The organism is Streptomyces sp. P17 (assembly GCF_032436805.1).
In the GTDB taxonomy this organism is placed as follows: Bacteria; Actinomycetota; Actinomycetes; order Streptomycetales; family Streptomycetaceae; genus Streptomyces.
Genome location: NZ_JAVRBF010001428.1, coordinates 1 through 239, shown reverse-complemented (window position 1 = coordinate 239; position 239 = coordinate 1). Strand labels below are relative to the sequence as shown.

Here is a 239-nt window from a genome sequence, read left to right as displayed (position 1 = left end):
AATAGGAAACCATTATTTTCCTTAGAATAACTTCCTAAATTGACATATGAAAATACATACTTAAAAGATTCAGCCTCACTTTTAAGAGCAATCATTCGCGCTTTAGCCGCTTCTTCAATATCATTTACAGGAAGACCAGCATCAAGATAAATTCTGTATGGCTTATCAAGCTCTTTATAAGAATGAATAAATTTTAATATGGAGGAGCGTTCATTAACCTCTATATTTTTTAATAAACT

At 30.1% G+C, this 239-nt stretch carries 1 protein-coding gene; it reads right to left on the bottom strand.

The features are described 5' to 3' along the window. The coding region (locus RMT89_RS45230) for a hypothetical protein (protein ID WP_315889566.1) at positions 1 to 239 on the bottom strand (239 nt) is incomplete at both ends.